The sequence below is a fragment of the Paenibacillus sp. FSL R5-0810 genome (assembly GCF_038002285.1).
Taxonomy (GTDB): Bacteria; Bacillota; Bacilli; order Paenibacillales; family Paenibacillaceae; genus Paenibacillus_AQ; species Paenibacillus_AQ lactis.
Genome location: NZ_JBBOCF010000001.1, coordinates 4,538,930 through 4,564,472 on the forward strand (window position 1 = coordinate 4,538,930; position 25,543 = coordinate 4,564,472).

General features: G+C 53.7%; 22 protein-coding genes. 15 read left to right on the top strand and 7 right to left on the bottom strand.

The window, feature by feature from the left end; genetic code table 11:
- Positions 1-70 precede the first annotated feature (70 nt).
- Positions 71-955, bottom strand: coding sequence for a carbohydrate ABC transporter permease (locus MKX76_RS20225; protein ID WP_007130532.1), 885 nt, complete (start codon positions 953-955; stop codon positions 71-73).
- Between the two features lie 30 nt (positions 956-985).
- Positions 986-1,978 (bottom strand): ABC transporter permease, encoded by a 993-nt coding sequence (locus MKX76_RS20230; protein WP_007130533.1) that lies wholly within the window; start codon positions 1,976-1,978, stop codon positions 986-988.
- 338 nt (positions 1,979-2,316) lie between these two features.
- On the opposite strand from MKX76_RS20230, the gene MKX76_RS20235 reads away from it, so the two are divergent.
- Entirely contained in the window at positions 2,317-4,644 is a 2,328-nt protein-coding gene (locus MKX76_RS20235; protein ID WP_210094223.1) for a helix-turn-helix domain-containing protein, read from the top strand.
- Positions 4,645-4,855: 211 nt separating this feature from the next.
- Here MKX76_RS20235 and nfsA read toward each other — a convergent pair whose 3' ends face one another.
- Both nfsA and MKX76_RS20245 read right to left on the bottom strand, forming a co-directional pair.
- Positions 4,856-5,596 carry an oxygen-insensitive NADPH nitroreductase gene (gene nfsA / locus MKX76_RS20240; protein WP_210094351.1) on the bottom strand — a complete coding sequence of 247 codons (741 nt, stop codon included), beginning with the start codon at positions 5,594-5,596 and terminating at the stop codon, positions 4,856-4,858.
- Between the two features lie 316 nt (positions 5,597-5,912).
- Positions 5,913-6,116, bottom strand: a complete 204-nt coding sequence (locus tag MKX76_RS20245) for a cation transporter (RefSeq protein WP_007130536.1) — start codon at positions 6,114-6,116, stop codon at positions 5,913-5,915.
- A gap of 315 nt (positions 6,117-6,431) precedes the next feature.
- Between MKX76_RS20245 and MKX76_RS20250 the strand changes: the two genes are divergently transcribed.
- The 5 genes from MKX76_RS20250 to MKX76_RS20270 all read left to right on the top strand — a co-directional run bounded on the left by MKX76_RS20250 (position 6,432) and on the right by MKX76_RS20270 (position 11,687).
- Positions 6,432-7,049, top strand: coding sequence for a DUF5317 domain-containing protein (locus MKX76_RS20250; protein WP_210094224.1), 618 nt, complete (start codon positions 6,432-6,434; stop codon positions 7,047-7,049).
- Positions 7,050-7,311: 262 nt separating this feature from the next.
- Positions 7,312-9,168: a bifunctional diguanylate cyclase/phosphohydrolase gene (locus MKX76_RS20255; protein ID WP_144867119.1), complete on the top strand. Its 1,857-nt coding sequence runs from the start codon at positions 7,312-7,314 to the stop codon at positions 9,166-9,168.
- A 110-nt stretch (positions 9,169-9,278) separates the two neighbouring features.
- Positions 9,279-9,509, top strand: coding sequence for a hypothetical protein (locus tag MKX76_RS20260; RefSeq protein WP_007130540.1), 231 nt, complete (start codon positions 9,279-9,281; stop codon positions 9,507-9,509).
- A gap of 155 nt (positions 9,510-9,664) precedes the next feature.
- Positions 9,665-10,792, top strand: coding sequence for an ArnT family glycosyltransferase (locus MKX76_RS20265; RefSeq protein WP_144867117.1), 1,128 nt, complete (start codon positions 9,665-9,667; stop codon positions 10,790-10,792).
- Positions 10,793-11,060: 268 nt separating this feature from the next.
- The gene (locus MKX76_RS20270; protein WP_210094225.1) at positions 11,061-11,687 is read left to right on the top strand and encodes a hypothetical protein; all 627 of its coding nucleotides are present in this window, start codon (positions 11,061-11,063) and stop codon (positions 11,685-11,687) included.
- 31 nt (positions 11,688-11,718) lie between these two features.
- Here the strand turns inward: MKX76_RS20270 and MKX76_RS20275 are convergent, their stop codons facing one another.
- The gene (locus tag MKX76_RS20275; RefSeq protein ID WP_210094226.1) at positions 11,719-11,898 is read right to left on the bottom strand and encodes a hypothetical protein; all 180 of its coding nucleotides are present in this window, start codon (positions 11,896-11,898) and stop codon (positions 11,719-11,721) included.
- Between the two features lie 191 nt (positions 11,899-12,089).
- On the opposite strand from MKX76_RS20275, the gene MKX76_RS20280 reads away from it, so the two are divergent.
- Complete coding sequence (locus MKX76_RS20280) at positions 12,090-14,582, top strand: UvrD-helicase domain-containing protein (RefSeq protein WP_210094227.1); 2,493 nt, start codon at positions 12,090-12,092, stop codon at positions 14,580-14,582.
- 281 nt (positions 14,583-14,863) lie between these two features.
- Here the strand turns inward: MKX76_RS20280 and MKX76_RS20285 are convergent, their stop codons facing one another.
- Positions 14,864-15,895, bottom strand: a complete 1,032-nt coding sequence (locus tag MKX76_RS20285; protein WP_245255846.1) for a LacI family DNA-binding transcriptional regulator — start codon at positions 15,893-15,895, stop codon at positions 14,864-14,866.
- Positions 15,896-16,253: 358 nt separating this feature from the next.
- Between MKX76_RS20285 and MKX76_RS20290 the strand changes: the two genes are divergently transcribed.
- The 8 genes from MKX76_RS20290 to MKX76_RS20325 all read left to right on the top strand — a co-directional run bounded on the left by MKX76_RS20290 (position 16,254) and on the right by MKX76_RS20325 (position 24,506).
- Positions 16,254-17,567 carry an ABC transporter substrate-binding protein gene (locus MKX76_RS20290; RefSeq protein WP_210094228.1) on the top strand — a complete coding sequence of 438 codons (1,314 nt, stop codon included), beginning with the start codon at positions 16,254-16,256 and terminating at the stop codon, positions 17,565-17,567.
- A complete protein-coding gene (locus tag MKX76_RS20295) occupies positions 17,567-18,445 on the top strand; it encodes a carbohydrate ABC transporter permease (RefSeq protein ID WP_028404728.1) in 879 nt (292 codons plus the stop codon). The genes MKX76_RS20290 and MKX76_RS20295 overlap by 1 nt, the downstream gene beginning before the upstream one ends.
- The gene (locus MKX76_RS20300; protein ID WP_210094230.1) at positions 18,432-19,271 is read left to right on the top strand and encodes a carbohydrate ABC transporter permease; all 840 of its coding nucleotides are present in this window, start codon (positions 18,432-18,434) and stop codon (positions 19,269-19,271) included. Before MKX76_RS20295 ends, MKX76_RS20300 begins: the two co-directional genes overlap by 14 nt.
- Positions 19,272-19,330: 59 nt before the next feature.
- The gene (locus MKX76_RS20305) at positions 19,331-20,278 is read left to right on the top strand and encodes an MTP-1 family protein (protein ID WP_007130549.1); all 948 of its coding nucleotides are present in this window, start codon (positions 19,331-19,333) and stop codon (positions 20,276-20,278) included.
- A gap of 120 nt (positions 20,279-20,398) precedes the next feature.
- Positions 20,399-21,460, top strand: a complete 1,062-nt coding sequence (locus tag MKX76_RS20310) for a BtaManbiosPhlase (RefSeq protein WP_007130550.1) — start codon at positions 20,399-20,401, stop codon at positions 21,458-21,460.
- Positions 21,461-21,721: 261 nt separating this feature from the next.
- Positions 21,722-22,129 carry a VOC family protein gene (locus MKX76_RS20315; RefSeq protein WP_007130551.1) on the top strand — a complete coding sequence of 136 codons (408 nt, stop codon included), beginning with the start codon at positions 21,722-21,724 and terminating at the stop codon, positions 22,127-22,129.
- 281 nt (positions 22,130-22,410) lie between these two features.
- Complete coding sequence (locus MKX76_RS20320) at positions 22,411-23,916, top strand: MDR family MFS transporter (protein ID WP_007130552.1); 1,506 nt, start codon at positions 22,411-22,413, stop codon at positions 23,914-23,916.
- 14 nt (positions 23,917-23,930) lie between these two features.
- The gene (locus MKX76_RS20325) at positions 23,931-24,506 is read left to right on the top strand and encodes a PadR family transcriptional regulator (RefSeq protein WP_028404724.1); all 576 of its coding nucleotides are present in this window, start codon (positions 23,931-23,933) and stop codon (positions 24,504-24,506) included.
- A gap of 84 nt (positions 24,507-24,590) precedes the next feature.
- Here the strand turns inward: MKX76_RS20325 and MKX76_RS20330 are convergent, their stop codons facing one another.
- On the bottom strand, positions 24,591-25,421 hold the full coding sequence (locus tag MKX76_RS20330) for an aldo/keto reductase (RefSeq protein WP_007130554.1): 831 nt from the start codon (positions 25,419-25,421) through the stop codon (positions 24,591-24,593).
- Positions 25,422-25,543 lie beyond the last annotated feature (122 nt).

Here is a 25,543-nt window from a genome sequence, read left to right on the forward strand (position 1 = left end):
TCATTGGATTGGCTTCTGTCTGAACCTGATGGATAATGGATGTTGTATCCATGTGTAACCATATATCGAATCATTCCTTGACGGAGCCTACCATCGCCCCTTTGGCGAAGTGCTTCTGCAGGAATGGGTACACCAGCATGATCGGCACGGTTGCAATAACGACCGCCGCCATTTTCAATGTTTCGGTCGGAACCTGCCGGTTCACTTGGAACGCAAACCCTCCGCCATTGCCTGATCCCATCGTTGTCGGATCGACGAGCATATTTTGCAGCAGCACCTGCAGCGGCCACATCTTCTGGTCGTTAATGAACATCAAGGCGTTAAAGTACGTATTCCAATAGCCGACCGCGAAGAACAATCCGAAGGCAACGAGGGCAGGCAATGACAATGGCAGAATGATGCGCCAGAACACGCCGATATCATTGGAGCCGTCGATCATGGCGGCTTCCTCCAGGCTGACCGGAATGCTGTCGAAGAAGCCCTTCATGAGCAGGACATACCATGCACTGGTCAAGCTCGGCAATATAAGCGACCAGACGCTGTCGATCAGTCCCAGATTGCGGACGACCAGGTAGAGCGGAACGAGCCCCGGCGTGAAGAGAAACGTGAGCAGCACCATAATCATCATCGCTTTGCGGAACCGCAGGCGTTTACGGGACAATGCATACGCCATCCCGCCCGTAACGAGCAGGCTGAGGAGCGTGCCGATCGTCGCCAGGAACACGCTCACCGATATCGAGCTGACAAATAATCCGTTCGACAGCAAATGCTTGTACGCATCCAGGGTCCAGACCCGCGGCCATAAAATCAGGCTTCGTTGATAATACTCCACCGGATCCGTAAACGAAAGAATCACGGTATAGTAAATGGGAAATATCGTTGCCAGACCGACGACCAGCAGCAGCCCGTTATTTACGAGGCTAAAGAGCCGCGTCTTCCAACCTTTCTCATGCATGCTTCCATCCTCCTTGTCTTCGTCGATGTTCTAGTACAAGCTTTCCTGGCCGTATCGTCTGGCCAACCGGTTGGCGGTAACGACCATAATGACGCCGACGATCGATTTAAACAATCCGATAGCCGTGCTGTAGCTGAACTCTCCCTGCCGGATCCCCACCCTGTAAACATAAGTGTCGAACACTTCGGCCACCTGGGTGACAGGCGCATTCATCATCAGATAAATCTGCTCGAATCCCGTATCGAGGATCGTTCCCAGGCGGAGTATGAGCAGGATCATAATCACATTGCGCATGGCCGGCAGCGTAACATGCCACATTCGTCTAAAGCGCCCCGCGCCGTCCATGACGGCCGCTTCATACAATTGAGGATCAACGCCGGCGATGGCCGCAAGGAATATAATCGTTCCCCACCCGACCTCTTTCCAAATGGACTGTGCCGTAAGCATGGCCCAGAAGTAGTTCGGATTGGAGAGAATATCGACCGTCTCCCAATTCATGGACATGAACCACTTGTTGACCAAGCCCTCGGATTGCGAGAACATCAGATAAGTCAAGCCATAGATCAGCACCCATGACAAAAAGTGCGGAATATACACTAACGATTGGATCGTTCGTTTATAAAGGGAGCTTCGAACCTCATTCAGCATCAGAGCCAGTATGATCGGCGCCGGAAAAAAGAAAATCAAGCTCAGGAAGCTAATCGCAAGCGTATTGCGCAGCAGCATCCAGAAATCATTGTTGGAGAAAAAGCGGATGAAATGCTCAAAGCCTACCCAAGGGCTCCCCAGCACCCCGAAGTACGGCGAATACTCCTGGAAGGCAATGACGAGATTCGTAATCGGAACGTATTTGAAAATGATAAAAAAGATAAGGCCCGGCAAGGCCAGGACATACAAATATTTATCGCGCGCTACATCCGCCCATAGCCGTCCCCACTTCGTTTTGGACTTCCCGGAAGTGGAAGCTTTCCTGCTTGCTCCCCTGTTCTTCGGTTCGATCTGAACGGTCTCCAGTTCTTTCATCGTTAATCCCTCGCTTTCAGCCTCGTCATCTCGTTTCGATCTGCCGTTCATTTGGAACGCATTCTAAATGTAAACGGTTCCAACATTCCCTGCAATTTCACTTTTTTTCCGTCGGCCCCTCCCCTCGTTCCAATCGATGCAGCATCCGCGCAAAGCTTGATACGTCAAGTGGTTTGGCTTGTCCATTTCCTTCTCTTGCACTTTTTTTCCTGGAGGTGATTTAGGCAGATACGACCTTTTCACTGCACCGCTCATTCGTTATGATAATACTTAATCCATCCCGGCTTACTTCGACCAAGCCTTTGATTTCGTTTATAACCAACCAGGGGGTTCATGCAATGAGGGCAAGAAATCTTGAAACCGATTTCAAAGGAATTATGTATTGGAGAAGCATAGCGCTTGCCGTGCTCTTAACATGCCTTCCCATCTCGGCCATAACGGCCGTTTATCTGTATGTAGGGAATCAGCATATGATCAATCAATATCAACAGCGGAACGAGGAAACCTTGGTCGACGCTGCGAGGCAAGTGGACGAGCAGTTCACGCAGCTGGTCCAATATGCGCTCAATATGGTGGTGAAGCCCCACTTTAAGCCTTCCTTGTCAGATATGGATTTTGTATCGAATATTGAAGAGACGGACGAGCTGTTCAATACGTTGAACCTGGTGGAGAATGCCGATCCTCTTGTCGACCAGGTATACCTCTATATCAAAAAGCAAAATAAAATCATGGAGCCTGATCTCGGCCTCCGATCGCTTGACCGGGAAAAGGATGCGGCCAGCTTCAAGAGTCTGATGGACGGGGATGCCGATATGTTCTGGGTGCATGATCTTGAGCGTCCTTTCAACAAAGGGGGCTCCACCCATGCGCTCGTGATGAGGCTTCCGTTCAACGGCCATACGCCGTACGGGGCCATCGTCATTTACATTGACCCATCGAAGCTGCACGTTATCCGCAATAGCGAGAATGTATCCTTCCTGCTGGATGACCAGGGCCATGTGATCGGGGAGTCCGGGATGAGCAGCCAAATGCCGGAGGCGATGCAAGCGATCCGGGAGCAGCTGATGCTGCGCGGACGCGAAGACGTCCAGACCTCCAATCAGCTGCGGATGAAGGTTCGGATCCCACAGGATGTATTGCTTGTAAATACCGTTCAATTTGAAAAGATGCAGCGGCAATGGACCTATGTATCCGGTACGCCGCAATCGGCAATCATCGCACCGACAAAACCGTACACGCATATCATTCTGATCTGCTTTGCTTTTGCGCTCGCGGCTTCCTTGGCAATAAGCTGGTATGCGTCCAAGAGCATGTACCGTCCGATCCGGAAAATGCTCCATATGATCGGCAGCGATAAAGCCAAGCCCGGCGCAAGGTATAATGAGCTCGATTACATAGAAAATGAGTGGAAGCAGTACCGGTTCTCCCATTCCACGATGCAGAGCCAGTGGAGCCAATCGCTGCCGGCGATTCGCGAGGCTTATATCAATCAATTTCTGAGCGGACAGGCTGCCCATCTGACCGAGAGTGAATACGCGGCAAAGCTGCAGGAAATGGAGCTCGATATTACCGGCAAGCAGTTTGCGGCCATTGTCCTTCAGCAGCATACGCACGGGGAAGACCGGACACCGTTAACGGAAAATGATGAGCATCTCCTTACTTACGCCGCCCTGAATGTCATTCAAGAGCTGGCGGAGGATTTGAAGGCCTACGTTCATCCGATCAACTTCTTTGACGGCTCCTTCGGCGTCATCCTGATCGTCCCGGCCTCCTCCGATGCAGATGACGGGCGTGCCGACATCATCAAATCATTGTGCGATCAGATCATGCGCGCCCTGCGGGATACGCTGCGCATGACGGCAACCCTTGTGCTTGGGGGGCCGAGCCGGAAATGGACCGATGTTCCCCATCTGCTGGAGCAGGCCAAGCGGGCGCTGCATTACCGCTCCTTCGATGCCGGCAGTCAGGTGCTTGAGGCCGAAACGGTGCTGTCCCAGAAAAATGACTGGGTCGACTTTCCGCTGGAGCTGGAGCAGGAGTTCATTCATGCCTTGAATCTGGGGCTGCACGACAATGCACGGCGGTCCCTAAGCCGGTTCGTCACGGCCCTTCAGGCGGGAGGCGGCTCGGAATGGCATGTCCATCATGGGCTGATGCGGCTGCTTACCAGCGTTCATCGCTCCATGCTGCAGGCCGGACTGAACCCTTACCAGGTGTACGACTTCTCCAATCTGCAGGAGCAGCTGTCCCTGCTCCGCGATTCCAAAGCTTGCGTGGACTGGTTCCAAAGGGAGATTATCGAGCCCTATCTCGATCAGCTGAAGAAGAATTTCAACAGCTCCATGAAATCCCTGGTGGAACACGTGCTTGAGCAAATCGAACAGAACGGGATGCAGGATCTGTCCCTGGATACGATCGCCATGGAAGCCGGCGTCAGCGTATCTCAGCTAAGCAAGGCGTTTAAGCAGATGACGGGCACGAACTATGTGGACTATCTGACAACCGTGCGCATGAACCGCTGTAAAGAGCTGCTGCTCACGACCGACCTGCGGATTCATGAAATCGCGGAGGCCGCGGGGTACCAGCCCTCGTACTTCAATCGAATGTTCAAGAAGCTCGAAGGCGTGACGCCAGGCCAATACCGCCAGCAGGGCTCCGCCGATTAGTGTAATTGTACGAGAACCCCCTCCTCGATTGGAGCAGAATGAAAAAGCCGCAGGTTGGCTGCAACAGCAATCCACCTGCGGCTTGATTTCGTCTTGATAAATAGGTTTTTCCTATTGGATATTGGGAGGACAAGCGGACGAAACCCCCCTTTATCCGGGCTCCTCGCGGCTGTATCGTCCAGTTATGCCTGGCCCTCATTCTGCCGCTCGCCTACCGCTTCATGAAGCCCTTCCCCTCCAGGAATTCCTTCATATGCAGTCTCACCGGCTCGGCGAGGCGCTTGCCCATCAGCTCCGACCAAGGCGTGCGATTCTTGCCGTTCGTCCGCTTGGACAGGTATTCGGCGGAGATTTGGTCATATCGCTTCGCTTCTTCAATTGTCGCCCGGTCGTAGCTTTCCCGGTGCAGCACCGCTTCCACGGGGAGACGCGGGCGGAGGCCCGGCTGCTGGTCCGGATGGCCGAGACACATGCCGAATACGGGATAGACCAGCTCCGGCAAATCGAGCGCTTCGGCAAATTCGGCAATCCTGTTGCGGATCCCGCCGATATAAACGATGCCGAGTCCGAGCGATTCCGCGGCGATGGCGGCATTCTGCGCAGAGAGCGCAGCGTCTACCGTCGCAACGATGAAGTTTTCGGTCGAATCCTCATACGTCGGCTGGTCGCCGACATGGGGCTCAGTTATTTTTTTCAGCCGGTACAGATCCGCGCACCATACGAGAAATACGGGACATTCCACAATATACGCCTGATTTCCCGCTAATTCCGCCAATCTTCTCTTCTTCTCCGAATCGGTAATCGCGATAATGCTGTAAGCCTGGACATTGCTGGACGTGGATGCCATCTGCCCGGCCGCCACAATCGTCTTCAGCTGCTCCTCCGTCACAGGCTCGTCCGTGAACTTCCGAATCGATCGATGATTCATTAACAAGGACAACGTATCGTTCATCATCTATTCTCACTCCTAGGTATTTGTAATATGGGTTATACTATCCTCCCGGCAAATGCTCCAACCATGATGGCGCACCGCACGAAAGCTGATCGCTCGGACCGACTTGCCATGCATAGTTGTACCAAAAGTCATTATCCCCTTGCGTGGTACTTTCAATCTATTATGTAACTTTGGACTTGGAGCCGCAAGCTTCCGCGCCCCGCCAGCATACGAAGGGAAGCACCGCAAAAAAACCGGCGTGCTATGGCGAGATAGCAGCCGGTTTCTATTCAGCCCGAAGCTGACAGCCTACGGATTAATCCATTGCCTTCCCTTAAGATACGACGTCGTATCCCTGATCTTCGATGGCTTCCTTCAGCGCGTCAAGGCTTACCTTGGAATCATCATATTCAATGCTTACGGTGCCTGATGCAAGATCTACGGTTCCCGAAGCTCCGGCATTCTTCAGCGCGCCTTCAACCGAATTTACGCAATGATTGCAGGACATGCCTTCTACGGTTAATGTCACTTGTTTCATGATGCTCCTCCTCCTATCGATCGTTTCATCTTACACATCTTCACTGTACTATACCCCCGGTAGGTATGTAAAGTCCATGATTACGCATGTTTCTGCAATAAAAACACGAAAAAAGTAGGAAGATTTATCCTTTAATTTTGCTATAATGAAAACAATATCAACGCTTTAATTGCAATTCATACAATTTCGGACAACATCTCCCCAGCATCCTCAAAATTTTTTCCATAAAATTTGAATATTGTTGCAGGAATTACCAATCGAGTGTCGAACTCTCTTATTACGGAAGTAATGAATGATGAAAGTAGGAATTCGATCATGGTATTTGACGGTATTATATTAGGGATACTTGTCGGACTGATTCGGGGCGGTTTCCGTCACGGACTGCAGCAATTCAGCAAGATTCGCCTGAAGGGCGGCCTTATATTCCCGATCCTCCTGATTGTGCAGCTGCTCATATTCCGCTTTCAAGAGAATATCGGTTGGTTGGCAGACGCGAGCGGATATATATTTATGCTCATCTACGTTGCAGGCATGATTTTCCTATGGATGAACCGGGATCAGAAGGGCTTCGGCAGCATACTGGCAGGGGTGTTCCTTAACTTCCTCGTCATGGCCGTCAACGGCGGCAGAATGCCGGTGTCAATGAGCGCCGCATCTGTCCTGGATCCTGTCTATGTGGACATGCTCATGGATGCGACGGCGACAACCAAGCATTACTTGATGGATGCATCAACGCGTCTTGCATTCCTCGGCGACATCATTCCATTATCTCCGCCATATCCGAGAACACAGGTTATCAGCATCGGCGATATTATCATGAATATCGGAATATTCTTCTACATCGTTCATCTCATGACTTCCGGTAAGAATACCGCCGTTAAGAACATCATGCGCAAGCAAGGCAAGCCTGAACATGTGGAACCGCAAAATTAATCATACATCAAACTACCTGGAAAGGAGGGAGAACTATGAAGAAAACTGATAAAATCAAGTATTCCCGCATCGTGCTGAATGCGATCATCGTTGCTTCCGTTGTTGTCGCCCTGACTTCCGGTTACAGATTGGGATAATAAGCATCTCACAAAAAACAGGCTGGAATTTTCAGCCTGTTTTTTTACATCTTTTTCGTTGTTTTGCCCTGCAATATATCTTAAAATGTGTAGAAAACAACATGCTTTATTGAGGAGAAACCATTATGTCCCTATTCAAGCGCGCTCAGATCTCCAGAGAGCTATCAGGACAGCTGTACTTTGTGTTTATTTCACTGATGGGCTGTATAACCTTTATGATCGTACATCAAGGAGAATTTTTAAATTACGCTCCTTCGCAGTGGGTATGGGTTTATGCCATGTTAGGCGCCGCGCTGATATTGAATTATTTCACCTTCCAGCTCCCTCCTGAAGGCAACTTGCAATCAATGGATTCCTCCGTTTATTTGGCGTGCATATTTATTTATGGCGCTCCGTTCGCTCTCTCTGTCATCCTGTTTAATACAATCGCAATCGCTCTCTATGACAGGAAGGTGCCGTTCTGGAAGCATTTTGTTAACTTCTGCATATACACCCTTATGATCGTCGGCTCCTCTTTGGTGTTCAAAGCCGCCGGAGGGCAGACAGGGCCTATTCTCAACAATCATTTCGGCGCTTATCTGGCAGCCCTTCTCATCTATTTCATCATTAATGTGCTTCTGCTCGGATTCTATTATTATTTACTGTACAGAGGCTCTCTATATGATATTCTCAAATCCTTTATCAAGGATACGCTGCTGGTCTACTTGAGCACACTGATCCTTTCCCTGGTTCTATCCGTTCTGATCGTACATAACGGCGTCTTCGGGCTCACGCTGTTCATCGGGCTCAGCGTCATGCTCTCGTATTCCTTCAAGCAGCTGTTCCTGATGTACAACGAGGTTCAGGAGAAGGCCATCAAGGACCAGCGGACAGGATTGTATAACCACAGCTATTTCGAGAGCCTGCTCGAAGACGAGATCAAAAAAGCGAAGGCCAGTCAATCTCCTTTGTCTTTGGCGATGATCGATATTGATGATTTCAAGAAATACAATGATCAGTTCGGACATTTGAAGGGCGACATGCTGCTCGGCTTTCTCGGAAATTATCTGAAGGTTGAGGCCCAGGCGGCCGGAGTTGTGGCGTCCCGGTTCGGCGGCGAGGAGTTTACGCTGCTTATGCCAGGGTATGACGAAAGCAAAGCCGAGGTATTCATCAACAGGCTCCGCAAAAAATTGAATGATTCGTATTTCGACGGCGTGGAAATCTTCCCGTCCGGTTGCCTCTCCTTTTCCTCCGGGATCGCTCCATACCGGATGGATATCCACGATAAATCGCAGCTGGTCGAGCAGGCCGATCAGGCACTGTATTACGCCAAAAAACAGGGCAAGAACAATGTCCATGTGTACGGAAGCGGCGAGAAGAAGGAATTCGAGATCGACTTTGCGGAGGATGCGCGGGATATCGAGCAGCAGTTGAAGCTGTTTCTTTACAAGGATGTGGATACGTTCAAGCACTCGAAACGGGTATTCCGCTACGCGATGGATATGAGCGAGGTGCTTGGCCTCGACAGTGTCGAGCGCCGCAATTTCGTGCTTGGAGCGCTCATCCACGATATCGGTAAGCTCGAAATTCCATGGGGAATCCTCAATAAACGGGACAAGCTTACGGCAAGTGAATGGGAAACCGTGAAAAGGCATGTCAGCTGGGGCAAGCGCATCGCCGAAACGAACGAGAAATTCAAGGAGCTCGTTCCGTATATAGAGCTGCATCACGAACGGTATGACGGCGGCGGTTACCCGCACGGATTCAAGGGAAGCCAAATTCCGAAGCTGTGCCGGATGCTTACCATTATCGATTCCTTCGATGCGATGACAACGGAACGGCCCTATCAAAAAACCAAAACGTTCGAGGAGGGTATTGACGAACTCCGCCGCTGCGCCGGAACGCAATTCGACCCCGATCTTGTTGAAGTTTTCATCCTCTACATTGTGGACAAGATCGCAGGGCAGCAGCAGCCCGCTGCAGGTCTGGAAACCAATTAACATAACGACGGACAAGGCGACTCTTTAGCTTGATTCTCCCTGATTTGATGTTTGATATGCCTTGAAAAATGGTAAAAGGTAGTATCCCAACAAAGAATGAGGTGAGTTTCATGGCTGATCGCAAAAAGGAGCTTCCCCTTGATCACGGTCCGGGCCATATGGACCATCCTGAGCAATATCCGACGGAAGAAGAGAGCTTGTTCGACAAGTTCGAAAGCGAGCGTCATGTCGATCCGATTCCGATGGAGGATGCTGCATTGGAGCGCCGGGAGGAGAAACGGCGGGACGGCACATCCAAGGACCAATCCTCCAGTCCAGGCAAGTATCACAGCGGCTTTTAGGCCGGTAAACGAACCATCGTCTTCCCCCTCTCTCCCTTAACATGCGGGCTCCGTTCTGGCGGAGCCTTTTTATTTCCGTCTTTTTTCTTTAATATAGAGGAGGATAGATTATTGGCAAACGCCCTAGAGATTATAAAAGAGTGGAGTTGGACCTGTTGTTTTCCATCTGGACATTGAACCGCCTGACGCGGAGGATGCTGCTGTCACTGATCGGAGCCGTTCTGGCCCTTTCATGCCTGCTGGTGATAGCCGGCGGCCATGAAGCCTCTCAAGGCATTACCGCCGCCATCGAACAGAAATATATCGACAGTGCGGCCTTGATCAGCGATCCGGGGCCTGCCCCCGAGGAGGCTTCGGGCGTCATGCCCGGCGTACCGCTTATGATGGCCGGACTGATCGGGCTGCTCGGAAGCATGGATGCGGCGCTAATCATTTATCAGCTTCTCCAGTGCATCTTCCATGCGTTCTCTGTCTATCTGGTGTTCGTGCTGTCACGGTATATGTTTAATCCGCGGATCGCTTTTCTGTGCTGCTTCATCTATGCCCTATTCTGGCCGGCTTACGGGGCCGTACGGCTGATCCTGCCGGATACGACGATGCAGATGCTGATGCTGCTTCTCGTCTGTGCCGTCATCGGCGCGCTCGAGCTGAAGCAGGCCGGCTGGTACGCCGCTGCAGGGGCGCTCACAGCGATTATGGCGTGCTACAATCTTCAGGCGCTGCTGTATCCGCTCCTATTCATTCCGTTCTGGATCAAGTACCGCAGCCCGGCAAGCATCATCGCCGGCGGAACCCTGCTCGTTATGGCTGGTTATTTGCTGATCCTCTCGCCGTGGTGGCTTAACATCCCCCTCTTCAACCGGCTGGCGACCTACCTGCCGGGCCCGTGGAATCTAGCATCCTTATGGCTGGACTCCAGATACATCGAGGGCAACCCGCTGGTGCATCTGTACCGGAGCATATTCGAAGGCCGGACCTCCAAATATGCCGCCGCACTCGGCAACGAAGAGGCACGCAGAGTCGTGCAGTCCGCCCTCGACGCCGTCCGGCTGGTGCTTCTCTACGCCGGGGTAAGCGGCGTAATCTGGTCGGTATGGAAATACCGGCTGAAGCGGCAGCTTCCCGTGCTGCTTACGCTCCTGTATTTCATTACGGCGGAATGGCTCGTCCCAAGCCTCGACGGCACCGGCTTCCCATATGCGGTGTTCCTGCTGCTGTATGTCGGGTTTCTGGCGGACAAAGCCATTATATACGCGCATAAGACCCGCCTACTGCGGTCGTAGAACATACGGCCGTAAGACAGATGATCCGCCGGATCGTCCCCGCCCCGCATCCGGCAGGCAAGGACCTATAAATATTTCATACTCAGCCTGAAAGCACGGATGATAATCGACAAGTGCCTTCAGGCTTTTTTATGTGCGGGTACAATTTCCCTTACATTTTCTTCTAAAAGAGTAATTTTCTCGATAACCTTTTGTCGGCTTTAAACGTCTATAAAGGTAAAGACAATCTGACGATCTGACGACTACTTATAAAGGAGGATGGTCTTCTATGAAATTACAACGAAAATCCATGATGCTCCTCGGCATTGCTGCTGCCTGCGTGCTTATCGTCAGCCTGATTCTTTACTTTGGCGATCGCTCGAATCCTGCGGAGCTGCGAGGGCGTGGAGCTGTGGAGAATGCTTCCGGACAACCGCTGGTTCAGATCGGGCCCGTTTTCATTACGGAGGCTGATCTCATCCGATATAAAGAACATATGCAGTTTACTTCGGCTACCCCGGCTGATGACCCCACGCTTGTGAAAGAGCTTGCCATCGACCAGTTGATGCTGTATTTGGCTGATGCACAAGGGCTGACTGCAACCCGTGAGGAAGGGGTTCGGGAGGCTGAGCGGATGCGGAAGACACTACAGGAGCAGCCGTCCGATGTGCAGGAGCAGCATGCTAAGTTTATCGATGAGCTGAAGGTTAACGAGGAAACATACTGGGAGGAATACGCCGCACCGTTTTATCAAGAGCAATTATCCAAAGAGAAATTGGTGAGCGCGCTGGTCGCCAAGCAGAAGGAGGACGGACGGGACGTGATCGCCACCGGCCAGGCGCTTCGAAACGAGCTGCTGGAAGCCGCCTTGAAGGATGGTACGGTGAAAGTGCTGGATCCGGACATGCAGTGGTAACATCTATCATTTGACGGAGAACGCCCTACCCTTACTGCAGCTCGTTTTCCGAAGCCAACTGCTCCATCCGCTGCTTCCTCTCCCGCTCTTCTCTCGCTTTGCGATCCCGCTCCAGTGCTTCCGCGATATAATCGCGAGGCTTAAGCTTGCCATTCATATTCAGTAGTATAGCAATCATGACAAGCTGAAGGATGACGATAATAGCCAGCACAACATCACCCCCTAACGTTAAAGTATGGTTCACCCAAAGCTGCCTTTAATAAATAAAACACCTTGTTCCTACGGTTGGTTTGGAGCTTTGCCAGATTTCCGCGAATCCGGTAAACTGGATAGGCATGTTTTTTAACTCCGATTGCTGAATCGGACCCCAAATATCGGATGACGAAATGATTGGTGAAGCTTATGACAACCTCAACCGTTAGCATACCTTTTTATAAACGCCCGTTCGGCACGAACCGCTTGGATGTTCCCTTGGCAAAGCTGGCCACCTTGGAAAACAGCCGGGATCTGGTGGCCCACGATGCGCCGGACGCGGCTTTTTTTCGCGGATTGGAATCGCAGGGTCTATTCTTGAACCGCGCCCAGATCCAGGCCGTACGGCATACGCAGGGCCCGCTGCTTACCCTTGCCGGAGCAGGCTCCGGCAAGACGTCCGTGCTGGTCAGCCGCACCGGCTACCTGATCGCCTGCCGCAGGGCCGCCCCGGCCTCCATCCTGCTCGTTACGTTCTCATCCAAGGCCGCGGCCGAGATGAAGGAACGCATCATGGCGCTTCCCGGGCTGAGAGCCGGAGAAGCGGCCAAAGTGACGGCAAGAACATTCCACTCCTTCTTCCTGTATCTGCTCCGCACGCGAGGGTATCGCCAGGAAATTCTGGGAAACGCAAGGCATCAGCAATTCATCATCAAGCGCATACTCCGGGAAATGGGACTGCAGGACCGCTATGAGGCTGAAACGCTGCTCTCGCTATGGTCCGCTTACCGGATGAACATGACCGGGATGAATGAGCTGCCCGGCAGCACGCCGGCGGAAGTGGAGCAGCGCGAAATCTTCGCCCGCTACGAGGCGTGGAAGGAAGCGCACGACCAGATGGATTTTGACGATATCCTGGTGCTGTCGCATCGTCTGCTTACAACCGAGCCGGCATTGCTGGCCTCGCTGCAAAGGCGTTACCGGTATGTCATGGTCGATGAATTTCAAGACACCGGGCTGCTGCCGTATGAGCTTCTGAAGCTAATCGTCGCCCCGCACCGCAACCTCATGGTGGTCGGCGATGACGATCAGACGATCTACGGCTTCAATGGCGCCCGAAACGAGTTTATTCTTGAATTCGATCAGACCTACCCCGATGCGAAAATCATCACCCTGGATATCAATTACCGCTCCCTCTCCTCGATCGTCGGGCTCGGCAATGAAATCATCCGGGTCAACCAGCGGCGCCGTCCCAAGCAGCTGCGATCCACCCGCAAGAGCGGCAGCGTGCCGCTGTACTTGCGTCCCGGCGACCCTGACCAAGAAGCCGAGCTGCTGCTGAACCATATTACGGAAGAGATCCGGGAGCGCGGCAGGTCCTATCGGGATTATGCGATTTTATACCGGACCGCCAGCAATAGCAGAGCCATATTTGAACAGCTGGTGATGCGGGAAATTCCGTTCATTCATTATGAAAATGGCGAGCTGTTCTACGAGCAATGGGTCGTCAAGCCGGTGATGGACCATCTGCGCCTGTCGCTGGACCGCCGCAATTTTAACGCTATGGAGGGAATGCTCCATACCTTGTATGTGAACCGGGACAAAGGCATGGCCTTTATCCGGGAGAAGGATGCGCCCCGTCCCAAGAAGGGACCTCTTGCCCATCTGCTGAGCTATCCCGGCCTGAAAGACTTTCAGGTCGAGCAAATCCGGGAACGCTCCAAGCTGATTAAAGGGCTGCAGGCCATGGAGCCGGTATCGGCCATTCAAGAGATCCGGCGGCGCTTCTATGACAAGTTCCTGGAGGCGGATGAGCGGCAGGAGCTGACGCTGCATAAGGAGCTGATTCAGGAAGGGCTTGATGAGCTGGAGGCCTCAGCCAAGCGGTTCAAAGAGGTTGCCGAGTTCGTCGGCTTCGTGGACCGTCTCATTGATATCCATCGGGAGATGGCGGCAATGAAGCGGGACGAGGAAGCGGATGCGATCCGGCTGATGACGATTCATAAATCGAAGGGGCTGGAATTCCCCTCGGTCTGCCTGATCGGGGCAAGCGAGGGCATTTTACCCCATTCCTCTTCGCTCCTCGCCGAGCATTTGGACGATCACCATCCGTTGTCGGACAAGGAAGATAAGGCACTGGATGCGCTGGAGGAGGAGCGCCGGCTGGCTTACGTGGCGATCACCAGAGCCCGGGATGAGCTCATCATAAGCTCACCGGCTTACTATCGCGGGCGTAAAACCGACGTGTCGCGCTTCTTCCGGGACGTCTTCCTTACGGAAGAGCAGCGCGAACAAGCACGCGGGAACGCTTCGGAAGCGGCCGAAGCCCGGAGAACCCGCGGAAATGGCTTTGAGACAGCCCGCAGGCCGGCATCTTCGGGACGGCCCGTGTCAACGCGGACGGCAGGCGGCGGCTCCGACAGAGCATCACGGGAGCATAAGCGGAAGCCGATTCCGGTAACAGTTCCCGGTACGGTTAACCCGGAGCGACGGGAGCCCCAGCCGCCCGTTGAAATGGAAACCGTCAACGTATGGCTGTGCACGGGAGCGGGCTGCAAGGGCTGGCAGCGGATCCAGCCTGCCGGGCAAGCTCCTGTCCGCGGCTCCCGGGGTTCTGAGGGCAAGGCATGCCCGCTATGCCAAGCGCCGATGAAGCAGGGCCGTAAAGAGGTGCCTGTCCCGAAGCGTGTGCGAAGGTCGTAATTGCAAGGCTTCCCGGTGAATCGAACCATGGAGGCCGTAAGGGCCATGCCTACAACATCCGAAAATTTCGACACCATTCGATGTTTCCTTATATAATAACGAAAGATTCAAAAGAGCCTCCTCTCTCGCATGCTGGGATCCGAGAGAGGAGGCTCTTTGGTCTGATTATCCGGCATTTTTCGTCCCGGTGACGCTTTAGGTCGTTCCGTAAGTGTCGTGCATTTCCGCCCCGGTGAGCTTTAGGTCATTCGCAAGCGCCGTACATTATCGCTTGATCCTGCTTACGCACGGGGAGATGACGTGGAATCGCGCTCAATCAGCGTCGTAGGCAGCAGCAGCTCCATATACGGGGCCTCCGGCTGCTCCATCCGCCAGAACAGCTGCCGGATCGCGGTCTGACCGAATAGCGCCAGATCGACGGCCATCGTAGTCGTTTTCGGCGTTGCGAGCCTGGACAGCTGCCCGTTATCGAAGCTGACGATGGATATATCCGTCGGAACCTGATAACCCATATTCTGAACGGTCGAATTCACGATGAAGCCGAGACCGTCATTGACGCAAAACCAAGCGGTCGGCTGTTCCCCCATCGCCCCGATCCGCTTCTCCAAGAACTCCGGGTCCTCCAGCGCGTCCGAAACGATCCACTCCGGATTCACGATCAGCCCAAGCTCATGGTGGGCAAGATGGAAGCCCTCGAGCCGCTCGTAATAACTCGGCGAAAAGGAGGTGTTTCCGATAAAGCCCATTCGGGAATGCCCCAGCTCAGACAGGTACTTCACGGCCCGGTAAGCGCTAAAGCGGTTGTTCGTCAAAATGGCGTCCGCGTGCACGTCGGGATGATGATGATCGATCAGCACCGTAGGAATGCCGGTGTCTACCAGCTTATTCATATAGTCGGTGCTCAAGTGGGAGAGGATGAGAATGCCGTCGACTTCCCGTTGTTCAATGAAGGCCGGCAGCGCCTCTTCGTCCATCATTTGCTTGGATATCGATTGAATCTGCAAGCTTTTGCCCCTCTTCTGCACTTCCTTCTCGATCGTCAAGTAGATTTCCCCGAAGAAACCTCTCATGGAAAAGGCAAAGTCCGTCGCAACAAGCGCAATGCTGCCGGTTCCTCCCGTCTGTTCCGCCTGACCTGCGCTCCGCTTCCGGCTCCCCGTATACACGTAACCCAGTTCATCCGCCGTCCGGAAGATCAGCCTGCGCGTTTCCTCGCTTACCCCCGCCTTGCCGGACAAGGCCTGGGAAACTGAATTTTTCGAGATATTCAACCGGTCTGCGATATCCTGCATCGTAATTTTTGGCTTCGTCAAGGATAACGTTCCTTTCTCTTATATGAAGAATAGTAGCATCGCATCGAAATATTGGATTCTCATCCTACTATACCGAAAACCGATAGAGATTTGAAAGATTCGCCCAATAACATTACAATTAATATTGTAACGTTACAATAAATCATTGTAAAGCAAAACCGTTCTACACCTTCCGTCAATAAACGCACGAAATCTGATAATTTTCACAACTATATCGTTGACAAACCGAGTTTAAATCCATAATAATGTGGATATAGCGCTTTCAGTCATGTTATTAATCGAATTAAGTAACGTTACAAATCAATTTATTGTCATTCTCCCATTGGAAGTCATACGTAAATTAGGAGGACAGGTCAACATGAGGAAAAAGAGAATCGCCATGCTTCTTGCCATGACATTGGTAGGCGGCGCTGTGCTCACCGCTTGCGGAGGCGGCGGGAAAGCCGCTGACGGGACGACCACCGTAGAATTCTGGGCTGCCCCGAACCCGCCGCAGCAGGCCTTCTGGCAGGAGATGGCCAAGGAATACGAGAGCGTTAAGCCGGACGTGAAGATCAACGTCAGCCCGATCAAGGAATCGCCAAGCTCGGAAGCAAGCATCCAGGCAGCCATCGCAGGCGGCAATGCGCCGACGGTAGCCGAAAACATCAACCGCGGCTTCGCGGCCCAGCTGTCGAACAGCAAAGCGCTCATTCCTCTTGACGAGCTGCCCCAATTCCAAGAGATCGTCAGCTCCCGCAACATGAAGGGGACGATCAAGCCCTGGGTATTCGCCGACGGTCATCAGTACGTGCTGCCGATCTATTCCAATCCGATGCTGATCGGATGGCGCACCGACCTGCTCCGCGAAATCGGCTACAACGAGCCTCCCCGTACGTATGGCGAGATTTTGGATGCCACGAGCAAGCTGAAGGAGAAGCATCCGGATAAATTCATGTGGACGAAGGGCGCCGACCTGGCGGATCCGACCGCATGGAAGCGCTGGTTTGACTTCTTCCTGCTGTATAATGCAGCCTCGGACGGCAACAAGTTCGTCGAAGGAACCAGCCTGGTTGCGGATGACAAAGCCGGCGTCGAAGTGCTGAGCTTCGTCGATGAGCTGCGCCAAGCGGGCGGCATTTTGTCCCAGAACGCGACCGACCCGTTCGAGACCGGAGCCGGCGTATTCACCGATATCGGCCCTTGGACCTTCGATATGTGGAAGACGAAGTATCCGGAGCTTAAGTACGGCGAGAATTATGAATTGACGCTGCCTCCTGTTCCGGACGGCATGGACCCTGCGGATGCGAAGACTTATGCGGACGCCAAGGGCCTCGTCATCTTTCGGGGAGCACCGGAAGCATCCCGGCAAGCGGCAGCCGAGTTCCTGAAATGGGTGTATTCCAAGGAAGAGCATGACGTCAAATGGTTCGAGCAGACCAATCTGCCGCCTGCACGCGATGATTTGACGGAGCTGGAAGGCTTCAAGCAGATTCTCGCGGAGAAGCCGGAGCTTGCTCCTTACGCCGAAGCGGTGTCCAAGGGCGTGCCGGCGATGGACAATCCGAAGTTCAACGAGATTCAGACGCTCATCGGTCAAGAGGCGTTCAATAAAATCATCCGGGGTGAAACCGATCCGCAAACCGGCTGGGACAACATGAAGAAAGCGATTGAAGGTGAGCTTCAATCATGATCGATAAGCGAAATGATAAATTGGGCTGGATATTCTCCAGCCCCTACCTTATTTTCGGACTGGTGTTCTTCCTGGGGCCGCTCGTTTGGTCCCTCTATCTGTCCTTCACGGATTGGGATCTCATCGCTCCCGAATACGATTATGTAGGCCTCGACAACTTCCTGAAAGCCATGGCAACGCCGGGGGTTCAGGCTGCCTTCTGGGTCACCTACAAATTCATGATCATCTTCGTTCCTTTGGTCACGGCCATGTCGCTGGCCGTCGCCGTCGTCATCCAAGGCTTGCCCCGGTTCAAAAGCGTATACCTGATCGGGTTCTTCCTGCCGTATCTGTCCTCGGGGGTCGTCGCATCACTGATCGTGCAGGGCTTCCTGTCCTATAACAGTCCGGTCAACGAATTTCTGAGAGGGACGTTCGGCATCCAGATCGACTGGCTCGGCTCTCCTCTCTCGGCGCTGTTTATCGTCGGTTTGATTTTGGCTTGGAAATTTACGGGCTACTATGCGCTGATCCTGACGTCGGGGCTGGAAAGCATCGATCAGGAAATCTATGAAGCTGCGGCGATTGACGGGGTCTCGGACAGACAGCGGTTCTGGAAAATCACGCTGCCGCTCCTGTATCCTGCGCTGTATACGACGCTTATTCTCTCGTTCGGCGTTACCTTCGGCATCTTCACCGAGGTGTACCAGCTAACGGGCGGCGGTCCGAACTTCGCGACGAACACCTGGCAGATGGAAATTTTTAATCAAGCCTTTACGAATCTGCAAGCGGGATATGCTTCGGCGATCGCCATTCTGGCATCCCTGGTAACCTTCATCTCCATCTTCGCAATTCGCAAAGTGCTGGAAATGTGGGGGAAACGCAATGGTTGGGTCTAATAAAAATAACAAGCGGCGTCTTGCGGTCCGTTATGTCTTGGCAACCCTGCTGCTCCTGGTCATGGTCTATCCGTATCTGTACATGGTGCTCAATTCGTTCGCCGATTGGTCACAGGTGGACCGCCAGCTGCTTCCGAGCCAATACTCGCTTCAATCCTATGAATGGCTGCTGACCGGGGGCGAGGTCGGCATTGCCAGACCGTGGACGAACGCATTCCTGAACAGCGTAATCGTATCAGTCGCCTCCACCTTCTTGATGATGCTCTTCGGGATCATGGTGGCTTATGCCCTGTCCAAGATGAAGTTCCGAGGCCGGGACACCGTCAACAACTTCGTGCTCTTTCATATGTTCTTCCCGGCCATCATCCTGCTGATCCCCAACTTCCTGATTATTCAGAAGCTGGGGCTGTACGACACGTATTGGGCGATGATCATACCGAAGGCGGTCAGCCTGTGGGCCATCTTCATGTACACGAATTTCTTCAAGGCGATCCCGGATGCGTTCATCGAGGCGGCCAAGCTGGACGGCGCTTCAGACTTTAAAATTTTGTATAAAATCATGGTACCGATGTCCAAGTCCATTACCGCGGTCATCTTCCTGTTCCTGCTGATGGAACGGTGGACGGAGCTGCTCTGGGATATGATTGTTGCGCGCAGCGACAACATGCTGACGCTGAACGTGCTCCTGTCCCAGATGTTCGGGCCGTACGGCAGCTATCCCGGACCGCTGTATGCGGCATCCGTGCTGCTGACCGCGCCGATCATCATCCTGTTCATCATTTTCGGCAAGAAGTTCAAGGAAGGCATGCAGTTCAGCCTGAAATAAGGCCACTTGCTGCGGCCAAAACCCATCATTACGTTTACTGTCCAAGGAGGCATACTGCATTGACTATGAACCGTTCAACTATAAAAACATGCGAGATCCTGCTGCGCGAATACCAGGATAAGCCGAAAGGCGTCAATAACCCGGTGAAGCTGTCCTTCACCGGCGTTGGCGGCAAGGATGTGTATAACATTACGGCGCCGTTCACGCTGGGCGGGAAGACCATCCTCGCCGGCCGGGTGGAATCCCGGGACAGCGAGCGTTCGGAAATCCGCTTCTTTACCGAGCGCCCGGACAGCAGCTGGGCGCCTCTAAGCGGCGCTCCCGTCTTTATGCTGCAGGATCCGTTCTTCACCTTCATTCAAGGGGAGCTGATCCTCGGCGGTGTCGAAGTCTTCCCGCATCCCCTCAAGGCGGATGCGCCGCTGTGGCGGACGGTATTGTACAAGGGAAAAACGCTCCATGAGCTGACTCCGTTCTTCACCGGCCCCGACGCCATGAAGGATCTGCGCATCGCCGAGCTGCCCGGCGGGGAGATCGCGGTCTTTACCCGGCCGCAAGGAGCGAAAGGCGGCCGGGGCAAAATCGGGTACGCCGTCGCCTCCTCGCTGCGCGACCTGACCGTAGAGCTGGTCAACGAGGCCCCGCTGCTCGCGGACCAGTTCATCGACGCGGAATGGGGCGGTGCCAACGAGTTGCACCTGCTCAAGAACGGGCGGATCGGCGTACTCGGACACGTCGCCTGCTTCGATGACGCCGGAGACCGGCACTACTACCCGATGGTGTTCGCGCTCGACCCGGCTACGGGTGAGCATTCCGACATGGCCCTAATCGCAGTCCGGGCCGATTTCCTGCCGGGCGAAGCCAAACGTCCCGATCTCGCCGATGTCGTGTTTAGCGGCGGGCTCATGCGCAAGCCGGACGGAACGGCGGACCTCTACGCGGGAATCAGCGATGCCGAGGCGCAGCGAATCAGCATGCCCGATCCTTTCCTGCGATTTGAGTCCTGATGCCGTTGCTTTTTGACTGATGCTCGATTCCCGAAACAGCTGTTTTTCGGATCGCTACCCGAACTTGGACATGATTCATCTTCTTAATTATAAATCTGCTTAATGATTGGGGTTGCAGCTATGAATATATATCGTTATGAGGAGAACCCTCTGATCACGCCGGCCGACGTAAAGCCGTACCACGAGGGCTTCGAGGTGATTGGCGCCTTCAATGCAGGCGTTGCCGAATACAACGGTGAAGTGCTGCTGCTGCTGCGCATTGCGGAGCGTCCGGTGAGCAGCGACCCTCGCATCGTGAAGGCTCCCGTATACAACACCCGAACCCGGGAGCTCGACATTCTGGAATTCCGCACAGACGATGAACGCTATGATTTCTCCGATCCCCGGGTCATCCGCAACGTCCATCAAAGCGCATCGTTCGAGTATTTGACCTCTCTGTCTTATATTCGGCTGGCGCGCAGCAAGGACGGCCACCGCTTTACGATCGAGGATCAGCCGCTCGTGTATCCGGCCCAATGCCTTGAGACGTTCGGCATCGAGGACCCGCGGGTAACCCAGATCGAGGACACTTACTATATCTACTTCTCCGCCGTCTCCCCCGTCGGGATCGGGGAATCGATGGTGTCCACCAAGGACTTTGTCACCTTCACCCATCACGGCATGATTTTCGGGCCGGACAACAAGGACGTGCTGATCTTCCCGGAGAAAATCGGCGGCAAATACTATGCGCTTCATCGGCCGACCACCAAAAGCACCGGCAATCCGGAAATGTGGATTGCCGAATCCGACAATCTTGTGTATTGGGGCAACCACAAGCATCTTGCCGGACTCCGCGAAGGCATGTGGGACAGCGGCCGCATCGGCGGCGGGGCCGTTCCCATCCGTACGGAGAAGGGCTGGCTGGAGCTCTACCACGGCGCTACCAAGGAGCACCGCTATTGCATGGGCGCCTTGCTGCTGGATCCGAACGATCCGTCGAAAGTGATTGCCCGCTCGAGCCGCCCGATCATGGAGCCTGAAGCAGACTATGAGAAGAACGGATTTTTCGGCGACGTTGTGTTCTCCTGCGGTGCCCTTGTCCATGGGGACGTCGTGAAGATGTATTACGGCGTTGCCGATACGTCCATGGCTTGCGCCGAGCTGAGCCTTAGCGAGATTTTGGACAGCCTTGCCTATGAGTAATGCGCCGGCTCACCTATGAGTAACGCGCCGGATGACTGATGCACATGAAGCCGAGACCCGCTGAAGGTGGGGGCTCGGCTATTTTTTTACGGGATAAACCCTCTCCATAGAACCGGCAGATTCATCCTAAAAAATGACTATGGAAGCGCATTCGAATTGCGTTACAATAGAAGGCAAATGAATTCCATTTTGACGCTCCAGGTGCGCATGTGAACCCTTTCTATGAAATGCTCCCTGGAACCCTAAGGAGGAATCGACGGCATGATTCAAGGCATTGCCCATTTGGCTTTCGATGTGGCCGACATGGAGAAATCCCTGCACTTCTACTGCGGCATTCTCGGATTCACCCGCGCGTTCGATATTCCGGACGATCAGGGCCGGCCATGGATTGAGTACATTAAGGTCAGGGACGGACAATTCATCGAATTGTTCTACGGCGGCCGGAACAAGCCGGAGCGCGTGCAGCAGCCGATCGGCTTCTCGCATCTCTGCCTGGAGGTGCGGGATATCCATGAAATCGCCGAGCATCTCCGCAAGCATGGCGTCCCTCTCGACGTGGAGCCTGTGCAGGGCAAGGATCACAACTGGCAGTGCTGGGCCAAGGATCCTGACGGGAACCGGATCGAATTCATGCAGCTGGATCCGAAATCGCCTCAGATGAACTGCTAATGAATTTTTTTACAAAAGAGAACTCATTCCATGAGCCGGCATAGTGACGTACCGTCCTAGCAGTTGGCATAAACATCCGGAATCATCGACTCAATTAGAGCTCTTCCGCGGGAGTACGTTCCCTGCTGAACAGCTCTTTTTTTCTCCGCATAAATCCGGCTGTTCCCCTCCCTCCTAACCTCTTGCCAACTTCTGTTAATCCGGCTACAATAGAACCACCGTATTATTCAAATTTGAATAATATGAATCAATTTGCATATAAAAAAAGGAGCATACATATCATGAATGCACAGCAAAGCAACATCAAACTCGTTGTGGCCGGGCTGCTGCTCGGGATCTTCATGTCCGCAATCGATAATACGATTGTCGCCACGGCGTTATCCACCATCATTCGCGATCTGCAAGGATTCGATCAAGTGGTGTGGGTAACCTCGGTGTATATGGTTGCCGTCATGGCCGGTACGCCGATCTTCGGCAAGCTGTCCGACATGTATGGACGCAAGCGGTTCTTCATTTTCGGGCTTGTCGTCTTCCTTATCGGATCCGCCTTATGCGGAATGGCCGGAAGCATGACCCAGCTCATTATTTACCGGGCCATTCAGGGCATCGGGGGCGGCGCCCTCATGCCGATCGCCTTTACGATCGTGTTCGACCTGTTCCCGCCGGAGAAACGGGGGAAAATGACGGGTCTGCTCGGCGCCGTCTTCGGGACCTCGAGCATCATGGGGCCGCTTCTTGGCGCCTTCATCACCGACAGCATCGGCTGGGAATGGATTTTCTATGTCAACGTTCCGATCGGGATCGTATCCTTCATCTTCATTATGACGGCATACAAGGAATCCCCTGGGCACACCAAGCAGAAGATCGACTGGACGGGAGCGGCTACGCTCGTCGGCGCCATCATCTGCCTTATGTTCGGCCTCGAGCTCGGCGGCCAGACCTATCCTTGGGGCTCCCCGCAAATTCTGGGACTGTTCGCAGGCTTCCTCGTCCTATTCATCGTGTTTCTGTTTGCGGAGACCCGAGCAGCCGAGCCGATTATCTCGTTCAAGATGTTCCGCAAGCGTCTGTTCGCTTCAAGCAATCTCGTCGCCCTGTTCTATGGCGCAACCTTCATCGTGGCGACCATCTACATTCCGATCTTTGTCAGCGGCGTATACGGCGGCAGCGCCACCAATTCCGGGCTGATCCTGATGCCGATGATGCTTGGCAGCGTAGTCGGGAGCCAGCTGGGCGGCATGCTGACGACCCGTGCCGCATTCCGGAACATTATGATTCTGTCCGCGGTATGCTTTATCGCCGGGATCTTCTGCCTCAGCACCATCGGCCCGGATACCCCGCGTTATTTGCTGACGGTTTATATGGTATTGACGGGCTTTGGCGTCGGATTCTCCTTCTCCGTGCTCAGTATGGCCTCCATCCATAACTTTGACGCACGGCAGCGGGGCGCCGCCACGTCTACGAACTCCTTCCTCCGCTCCTTCGGAATGACGGTAGGGATTACGATATTCGGCATCATTCAGCGTAACGGCCTGAATAATCGTCTTGCCGATCTGGGCGGAAACGCCCCTGCCGGCGCCGACCTGAGCGCCGATGCCATTCTGTCGCCTGAGGTAATGAACCAGATGCCTCCTCAGGTGCGGGAGCAGATCATCGGCTCGCTGGCGGATTCCGTTGCAAGGACCTTTATGTGGGCCTTGGTGCCGGCCGTCCTCGCTCTTGTCTTCGTGCTCATGATGGGCAAAGAGCGGGTCATCGTACCTGGCAAGAAGGCCAAGAATGCGTAAGAGGGCATAAGCCTATGTCGATGAAGCTGGCCATTCTCGGACTGCTGCTGGAGGGCAACTACCACCCTTACGAAATCCACAGCATCATGAAGGACCGCGGCATGGACCAATACACCAAGCTCCAATTGGGCTCCCTATACTATGCCGTGGACCGGCTGGCCGAGGAGGGCTATATCGAAGCGGTAGAAACGATTCAGAGCGACAACCGGCCGGACAAAACCATTTACCGGATCACGAATGCCGGCCGCAAGCATTTTGAGCAGCTGCTGCTGAAGAAGTTCAGGGATATAGAGCCGGTGCATCACCCGCTCTATATCGCGCTCCCCTTCTCCCGACATGCGGATCCCGAAACCCTCGGCCCGATCCTTCAGGCCCGGATTCGGGATGCCGAGCATCGGGTCAATCAGGCGTATCAGTTGTATGTGGAGCACCGCGGCTTCGTTCCCCGAAGCACCCAGCATCTGATGGTCGGAATGTATGAGCACGCGAAGACTGATCTCAACTGGCTGAAACGGCTATATGCGGATGTGATCGATGGACGGCTCGGCATAAAGGGAGAGCCGCTGCCGCTTGATGAGGATGAACGATGATCGGACATTGAACGGATGTTAAAAATGACAAAGAGCGAGACGCCCCTGCCGGGCGGTCTCGCTCTTTTTTGTTTATTTTCAAATTTAGAACAGGAACTCGTCCGGATTGGAGCCAAAGCGCTTGTTCTCGTTCAAGCCGTCGATAGCTGCCATATCCTCGGAAGACAGCTCGAAATCGAAGATGTTGGCATTTTCGCGGATACGATGCTCTTTGATTGACTTCGGTATGACGATCACGCCGTTCTGAATATCCCAGCGCAGAATGACCTGCGCCGTCGTCTTGCCGTATTTCTCGGCGATCTGCGCCAGCACCGGATGATCCAGATTGCCCTGCATCAGCGGGCTCCAGGCTTCGAGCACGATGTTGTTCTCACGCGCATAGGCAAGCAGCTCCTTCTGGGAGAGCAGCGGATGCAGCTCGACCTGGTTCACGACCGGAACGACGCCCGTTTCCTCGATAATATGCTTCAGATGGCGGATTTGGAAGTTACTCACACCGATCGAGCGGACAAGCCCCTCTTTTTGCAGGTGAATAAGTGCCTTCCATGTCTCCAGATACTTATCTCTACCCGGCCAGTGAACCAGGTACAAATCCACGACTTCCAGACCCAGTTTCTTGCGGCTCGTTTCGAAAGCCTGCAGCGTCTTCTCGTAGCCCTGATCGTCGTTCCACACCTTGGTTGTAATGAACAGCTCGTCCCGAGAAACTCCGGATTCGCGAATGGCTTGTCCTACACCCTCTTCATTGCCGTAGATCGCAGCTGTATCGATCATGCGGTATCCGGCGGCAATGGCGGATTTTACGGACTGAATAACCTCTTCGCCTTCTTTGGTCTTCCATACGCCGAGGCCCAGCCAAGGCATCTTGACGCCGTCATTCAAAGTAGGTCCATCGGTAAAAACTTGATTGGCCATTCTGAAATCCCTCCTGATTATGTAATGTCATGCGGTTAGCGGCCGCTTCCTCCAGTATATCAAATTCCAAGTATCCCGCTCAACGTTAGTCGTTAACCGCCTCGGCCTAAGTGATTTCTAAA